General features: G+C 48.9%; 5 protein-coding genes. 3 read left to right on the forward strand and 2 right to left on the reverse strand.

Features of this window, described 5'->3' with window-relative positions; genetic code table 11:
* The 3 genes from HRU21_07540 to HRU21_07550 all read left to right on the forward strand — a co-directional run.
* Positions 1–1636 (forward strand): PLP-dependent aminotransferase family protein (locus tag HRU21_07540; protein ID NRA42149.1); only part of this gene is annotated, 1636 nt, incomplete at its 5' end.
* A 102-nt stretch (positions 1637–1738) separates the two neighbouring features.
* Positions 1739–2599 (forward strand): carbon-nitrogen hydrolase family protein, encoded by an 861-nt coding sequence (locus HRU21_07545; protein ID NRA42150.1) that lies wholly within the window; start codon positions 1739–1741, stop codon positions 2597–2599.
* An 11-nt stretch (positions 2600–2610) separates the two neighbouring features.
* Positions 2611–3831 carry an MFS transporter gene (locus HRU21_07550; protein ID NRA42151.1) on the forward strand — a complete coding sequence of 407 codons (1221 nt, stop codon included), beginning with the start codon at positions 2611–2613 and terminating at the stop codon, positions 3829–3831.
* A 79-nt stretch (positions 3832–3910) separates the two neighbouring features.
* Here HRU21_07550 and atzF read toward each other — a convergent pair whose 3' ends face one another.
* Together atzF and HRU21_07560 are read right to left on the reverse strand one after the other, a co-directional pair.
* On the reverse strand, positions 3911–5746 hold the full coding sequence (gene atzF / locus HRU21_07555) for an allophanate hydrolase (GenBank protein NRA42152.1): 1836 nt from the start codon (positions 5744–5746) through the stop codon (positions 3911–3913).
* Positions 5747–5772: 26 nt separating this feature from the next.
* On the reverse strand, positions 5773–7872 hold a 2100-nt coding region (locus tag HRU21_07560), incomplete at its 5' end, for a carboxyltransferase domain-containing protein (protein NRA42153.1).

A 7872-nucleotide genomic window follows, 5' to 3' on the forward strand; every position in this document is an offset into this window, starting at 1 on the left:
GCAGCTGGTTGAAGAAAATTATCTGATTTCACGCGAACGCAGCGGCATTTATGTTAACCCGAAAATTTTAGAGGGCCGAGTGGAGTCAGCTAAACAGCTGCCAAGCACGCAAACCTTATCACCGCAGTGGCGCCAGCGCTGCGCAGCAAAACCTTTACCTGAGGCGAATTTTGACTGTCCAAGCGACTGGAAAATGGCGCCTTATCCATTCATTTATGGCAAATATGATAACAGCCTGTTTCCTATTCGTGAGTGGCGCGAGGCTTCACGCTTAGCCATGAGCGTGCGCGATACTTATGAGTGGTGTAACGACAGCGGCGGTCAGGACGACCCCTTGCTGATTGAACAAATAGCCGCAAGAATTTTGCCACGTCGCGGCATTCAAGCGCGTAAAGAAGAAATTTTGATCACCATTGGCTCGCAACAGTCACTTTACTTACTGGCGGATTTATTGGTGCAAAAAGCTACGAAAGTTGCGATCGAAGAGCCATCATATCCGGCGTTGGTATCTACCTTGAAGCGTCAGCGCGCTGATATTATTCATCAGCCGGTGGATCATGAAGGCATGCTGATTGATGACAAATTAGACGCAGCCGAGCTGATCTACGTGACTCCAAGTCACCAAAATCCAACCTCAGTCACTATGTCGCCATCGCGGCGTAAAGCGCTGTTAAAAAAAGCCGCGCGCTTTGATCAATTAATTATTGAGGACGACGCCGAATTCGAAAGTAATTATCTTGATAAGCCGCAGGTCGCTATTCGTGGAATGGATAAAGATAATCGGGTGATCTATCTCGGCTGTTTGTCACAAGCGCTTACACCAGGATTAAGCATTGGTTTTATGGTGGCGGCGCCTGAGATTATTGAGCAAGCCAGACGTTTGCGGCAAATTATGGTGCAGTATCCACCGATGAATAATCAGCGTGCCGCTGCTTATTTTTTATCGCAAGGCTATTTCGACTCCTATCTTGCGCGCTGTCATGAGGTATTGTCCGAGCGATGGGTAGAGCTGCGCCGTGCGGTTAACTACTATTTATTATTCGATGTGGCCATTATTCCTGCCAAAGGCGGTACCGCATTGATGATGACCCTGAGCGATCCGATCGAGCTTGATACGCTGGTGTCGGAGGCGCAAAAGCAGGGCTTATTAATCGAGCCGATGCGCGACTATTATGCAACGGATAATGAGCACCAACATTCATTTCGCATGGCTATCACCAGTTTGCCAGTTAACCATATTCGTGCCGGCGTCGTTGCATTGAGAAATCTGATCCATGATTTAAAACAAAACCCGCAGCAGTCATTCGATAGTGCGGGCGGCGAGTTACTCACCGGCGAGCGACTGAAGGCAATCATTAGCAATGCCAGGCTATTGTGTAAAATTGCCTATGGCGATCCATGCACAATCGATTTTGCTGCCGACGGGCGACTCATTGGTCAGGCTGGCTTCAGTAATGAAGACTGTGATCGCGGGCTTTGGTTTGTCGAAAATGACAAGCTTTATCGGCAATGGAACCGCTGGCAATGGGGAGAGCTAGTGGGCTATCAAGTGGTCAAAGATGGCAATTCGCTGAAATTATATGACCAATATGGTTACTTGATTGAGCATGCTGAACTGATTACGGATTATCTATAAACGGCGACAAATATCTGGTCCAGTCAGCATAATCCAACTGGTGCTATGGCCACTCTGAGTGATCACGTAAGGTAGCAGCATCAACGATTTGGACATTATTTTATGCGCAATTTTGCCATCGCTGGCTTGCAGTATGATTTGCAAGGCACGAACAATGTCGACGCTATTTGTAAGGCTGTCGATCAGTATATGCGAACGTTTCCTTGGGTAAATATGGTGATCTTGGGTGAGCTGGTAAGTTTTGGCCCCAGCAAAGCCAATGCGCAAACCCTGCCGAACCCAAGCTTTAGCCGCTATGCAGAGCTGGCTAAACAGCACCAAATTTGGTTAATTCCAGGTTCTATGTTCGAACAAGCTGGCGAGCACGTTTATAACACCGCCATGGTGTTTAATCCGGCCGGTGAATGTGTTCTGCAATACCGCAAGTTATTTCCCTTTCAACCCTATGAGTCAGGTGTTAGTGCTGGTGACAGCTTTGGTATATTTGATGTGCCAGAGGTTGGTAGATTTGGCTTATCCATTTGCTATGACCAATGGTTTCCTGAGGTGAGTCGAGAACTGGCCTGTCTTGGCGCAGAGGTTATTATTAACCCTACCATGACCAGCACAGTTGATCGTGAATTAGAGCTGTCGATTGCGCGCACCAATGCGGTCGTTAGCCAAGCGTATTATTTTAATATTAACGTTGCCGGCAAATTTGGCAACGGCGCTTCGATAATCGTCGACCCTGATGGCCGCGTTTTGCATCAGGCGGGTGAGCGGCAAGCGTTTATGCCAGTTCATATAGACCTTGATCAAGTCAGTCGCAGTCGTGAAAAGGGCATGATGGGTTTAGGTCAGACCTTAAAGAGTTTTCGCGACAGTAAAATTGAGTTCAGCGCCTATCAGGCTTCGAAAGATTTTACCGCCTTAAATAAATTAGGTCCTCTGGCGCGACCTGACAAACAACAGTCATCTGAGTAAACGGTGCCGTTATGCAATATTCTGACTTAGCCGATAAAGCTGAACCACAAAGTTTTTTTCAGGTTAACCCTGATGGACATGTAACGCGCTTGCTGTTGGCACTATTGGCTACCTCGGGTTTATTTTATGTCAATATCATGCCGGCGATTGTTGAAGGCTTAATCGTGGGTTTAGACTTAAGCAATAAACAAGCGGGTATTATCAGTTCGTCGAATGTTTATGGCGCTGCATTTGGCGCCTTTGCAGCGATTTTTATCGTTGCAAAAATACCTTGGCGTATGAGTTGTGTAGTTTTATTGCTGGCGATGATGTTAGCGGACAGCTTGTCGATTTTTTTAACGGATTTCAGTAGCTTGATTGCGGTGCGTTTTGTACACGGTACGGTTGGCGGCATGATTGTTGGTATAGCTTTCTCGCTGATGGCGAAAACCAAGAACGTCGAGCGAAGTTTTGGCTACTTGCTAACCGTGCAGTTTGGTTTAGGCGGTTTAGGTTTGATTTATATCCCACCCTTGCTACCTGAATATGGTACGACAGCATTGTTCGCCACTTTGATAGCTTTTAATATTGTCAATATTTTGCTGCTGCCATTGATTCCAGAGCTGCATGCGGGCAATGCTAGTCAACAGCAATCACAGGGCGTTAAGTTTCTCAGTCGCCGCTATAAATATCTTCTGCTCGCGGCCTTATTGGCTACGTTTATGTTCCAGGCTGCGAACATGGGTATATTTGCCTATATTATTTCGATTGGTAAACAGGCAGCCTTAGACATTACGTTTATTAGTAATACATTAGGTCAGGCTGCTTGGATTTCGCTGTTAGGCTCGGTTCTTGTGATTCTGATTGCACACCGTATGAATCGACGTTGGCCACTGTTGTTGTCGATTCTTATTACCATTGCTGCTACCTTAATGTTACATGCCAGTGATTCTGCCCTGATGTACTGGCTGGCGAATAGCATTGTTGGAATCACCTGGGCATTCGCGATATCTTACCTATTGGGTATGTGCTCAAGTTTCGATGATTCTGGGCAGGCGGCAGCCCTTGCTGGCTTTTTCTCTAAGATGGGCTTAGCCAGTGGTCCGATGGTATGCGCTTATTTATCTGAGGCTGATGACTTTTCCAGCATGATAAATCTTGCCGCCGTTATTTTGTTAGTGGCAGCAATGCTTGCACATCTGCCCGCCGCGGCACTCGATAAACAAACTGCGCCGGACACAGCTAAGGCATAATAGCAGCGAAATCATATAAATATATTATCTTTTATGTGATTAGCGCATGCTCGTTGAGAGCAAAAACGTATTAGCGCTGCTATGATTGCTGATAGCTGCGCCAACCGCCGTATTCACTGATATCTTCTGCCGTTTCAATCGCATAGGGTTCGCAAATAAAACTACAAACCCACTGCTGATCGCTTAATTCCACCTTGCCAATCCCTAAGGGCGCAGGAATACCGGCGACAAAAGAGCCAAATTGCGCGCTTGGCATACGCCAAACTTCTACTTCGATCTGCACGCCATTGTGCGCATCACGAATCAAGCCTGGACGATAGGGCGGCCCGCCCGCCAAGGCATACAATTTATACGCCTCACTGGTTTTAGTGCTGGCAATTAAACAGGCGCCGCGGTCGGTGAGTTGGTGATTAAGTGGAAAGCCAGATAAGTGTGCGCCACAGACGGCGACATCAATAAAGTCATCGCTGTTTATCATTTCACAAGCTTTAGCAATGGCTGTAGATTGCTTCGGGTAAGGCCTAGCAAGGGCGCCCATCGGCAGTGCATTGGCATCGCAAAACCGTTCAGCCAAAGCCAGCAGTGCGAAGTCATCCAGTGCCGGTGCCGATAAGCTAATACCAAACGGCAGGCCGTCAGCGGTAAAACCGCTTGGTAACGCTATCGCGGCTAGGTCTAACAGGTTGACAAAATTGGTATATAGACCATTGTGGCTATTGTATAAGATGGGTTCAGCGTCTAGTTCAGCAATCGTGTAATGTTTGGGTAAGGTGGGGGTTAACAATACATCGACCTGATTAAAAATCGCCTGAGCATATTGGCGATAGCCCTGCATTTGATACTCAGCATTAAAAAAATCGACAGCGGAAAATGCAGGCGCTTGCCCAATAATGGTTTGAATAACCGGCAGTGCGGCATCAGGCTGTGCCTGAATAAAGTCGCCCACGGCGGCGACGCGCTCTGCCACCCAAGGGCCTTGATACAATAACAGCGCTGCATCTAACAGTGGCTGTATATCAATCTCAACTGGGCTACCACCAATGGCTTGCAGCTGCTCGATGGCCTGTTCAAACCCTGCTGCGTATTCTGCATCGTCAAAGAACAGTCGCTGCTTTTGCAACGGCACCGCGAAGCGAAACTGTTCAGGATAGCGTTTAGCACGATGCAGTGCTTGAAAACTGCGGCTAAAGGCATCCTTAGGGTCAGCCACTGCAGCAAGCGATAATACTTGCTTAGCATCGTGATGATGCAGCGCAAATACGGTCACACAATCGAGGCTTTTGCAGGCGGGCACCACGCCTTGATTGGAAAAAATGCCACGTGAGGTCTTCAGCCCTACTAAATTATTCAGCGCCGCAGGCACGCGTCCAGAACCTGCGGTATCGGTGCCCAGCGCAAAGCTGACCAAGCCCAGGGCTACTGCAACTGCCGAGCCAGCGCTAGAACCACCGGAAATATAGTCTGGGTTAAAGCTGTTCTTAACAGCACCCCAGGGCGAGCGTGTGCCCACTAGCCCTGTGGCAAACTGATCTAAATTGGTTTTGCCCATCGGTATCGCACCGGCCTTGATCAGCTGCTGCACTACAAACGCTGAATCCTCTGGGGTGTAGGCATATTCGGCGCAGCCAGCCGTAGTGGCTATGCGAGCTAAGTCAATATTGTCTTTAATCGCAAAGGGCACGCCGTATAAAGGCAGCTCGTTAGGATCTTTATCGTCTAGATAACTAAGATAGCTATCTAAGGTATCAAGGCTGAGCAGCTGAATATAAATAGGGTTGTCTTGGTTCAGCGCCAGCGATTGCTGATGCAGAAAGTATATGCATTCGCGCGGGGTGAAATCGCCAGCCTGATAGTGGGCCTTGAGGCCGGCAAAACTTAAATCGAGCTCGTTGGAATCAAGTACAGATGTTGACACTTTGTTGTCCTCGTAATAATCGCAGATTAGCCTAAGATAAATAACGCGTCGCCAGCGCTAATGCGTTGCCCAGGGGTTTTCAGCACTTCAGCAATATAGCCATCGGCAGGGCAGGGCACGGCAATCTCCATTTTCATCGACTCAACAATCATTAGCGTCTGTCCAGCTGTGACCGTATCGCCTGCCGCTACTGCTAACTGCCAGACGCTGCCAGAATAGGCCGATTCGACCAGCTGCTGGCCATCGTCTAGTTGAATCTCGCTGTGCTCGATAATATCCGCAGCTGTGCTGTCGAAATGCAATAGATCGTTGGCAATCCAGTGTTGCAGTTCGCCGTCAAAGGCTTGCTGACGCTGTGCTTCAAACGCTTTTATGCTGTCTTGCTGCTGTGTAAGAAAAGCTTGGTAATCACTTAAAGAAAATTCGCTTGCTTCAATTTTCAAGCGGTGTTGGCCACTTAAAAAGCCTTGCCTCAGGCTTGTTAGCTCGTCGGCGCTGACTGGATAGAAGCGAATTTGATCGAAAAAATCCAGCAGCCAGGGATTTTTAAAATCGGCCGTTTGATGATAACGATTCCACATTTGTAGGGTACGCCCCAGCAGTTGATAACCGCCTGGGCCCTCCATACCATAGATACACATATAGGCACCGCCAATACCTACTGAATTTTCGGCAGTCCAAGTGCGGGCCGGGTTGTATTTAGTTGTCACTAAACGATGTCTGGGGTCTAGCGGTGTCGCCACTGGTGCACCCAGATAAACATCGCCTAAGCCCATCACTAAATAGTGCGCATCAAACACCAGTTGTTTAACCGCGTCTGCATCGCTTAAGCCGTTAATGCGACGAATAAATTCAATATTGTCAGGACACCAGGGTGCGTCAGGTCTAACGGATTGCTGATATTTAGCACTGGCCTGTTGGCATACCGCATCATCCCAACTCAGTGGTAAATGCACTATGCGTGAGGGTACAGTCAAAGTCTCGGGTGCTAAACCGCTCTCGAGTGCGACCAGCTGCTGTAATAAATCTGCCTGGCTAATTCGCTCTGCTTGATAGTGCACCTGTAAGGAGCGAATTCCAGGCGTTAATTCTAACACGCCCGGTATGTTAGCCTGTTGCAGACTGAGCATTAAGGCATGCACCCGAAAACGCAGCGCAATATCAAGCTGCATCTCGCCGTACTCAATCAGCAAAAAGGCATCGCCTTGACTGCGGTAGGTGACCTGTGGGTTTTGCTGATCGAGTCTTAGCAGAGCTTGGTGCTGTATAACGCAGGGTGGCAATAGCGGTGGCGGCACTTCAAGCTTAAGCAGCGCTTGTCGTAAATCGGCATGATAAGCCACCGCCTGCGCCTGCTCGACTGGGATGAATTGAATCTGATCACCGGCGCGTAGCTGGCCAAGTTTCCAAAGATCGGCCTGAATGACGGTTAGCGGGCAAACAAAGCCGCCCAGCGATGGTCCATCTGGCCCAAGTATTACCGGCATATCACCGGTAAAGTCAACCGCGCCAATGGCATAGGCGTTGTCGTGAATATTTGACGGGTGCAGACCAGCCTCGCCGCCATTGTCGCGCGCCCATTCAGGTTTCGGGCCAATAAGACGAATGCCGGTGCGCGATGAGTTATAATGCACTGTCCATGACTGCTGCAGTAATTGTGCGATATCGTTTTCGGTAAAAAAATCTGGCGCACCATGGGGGCCATAGATAACCTGCAGCTGGCAGCGCTGTGCCAGACTATGCTGTAAATCGTTTGTTGCCGCCTGTTGATCGAAGCAGGCTTGATCAAACGCCACAGCATCAATAGACAACATATCGCCGGCGCGCAGTGCACGGCCGCTGTGGCCACCAAATTGTCCCAGGGTAAATGTTGATTTTGAGCCTAAGTAATCTGGACAGTCAATCCCGCCAGCCAGCAGTAAATAACATCGAGCCCCCTCGCTTGCTACTGCGGCAATATCTAAAATTTGACCGGCTTTAGCCTGATACACGCAATGATTGTGCAATGCCTGCGCATCCAGCCAAGCTTCGCAGTCGGCGCCGGCTAACACAAAGCGGCTATCGCAGTGAAACTGAAGACGCGGGCCATCTAAAGTGATTTCTAAACCTGCGCAGCCCTCATCCTG

The organism is Pseudomonadales bacterium (genome assembly GCA_013215025.1).
Lineage (GTDB): Bacteria > Pseudomonadota > Gammaproteobacteria > Pseudomonadales > DT-91 > DT-91.

Coding starts and splice junctions, on each gene's coding strand:
- HRU21_07545 (NRA42150.1), top strand. CDS start 1,739: ATGCGCAATTTTGCCATCGCTGGCTTGCAGTATGATTTGCAAGGCACG.
- HRU21_07550 (NRA42151.1), top strand. CDS start 2,611: ATGCAATATTCTGACTTAGCCGATAAAGCTGAACCACAAAGTTTTTTT.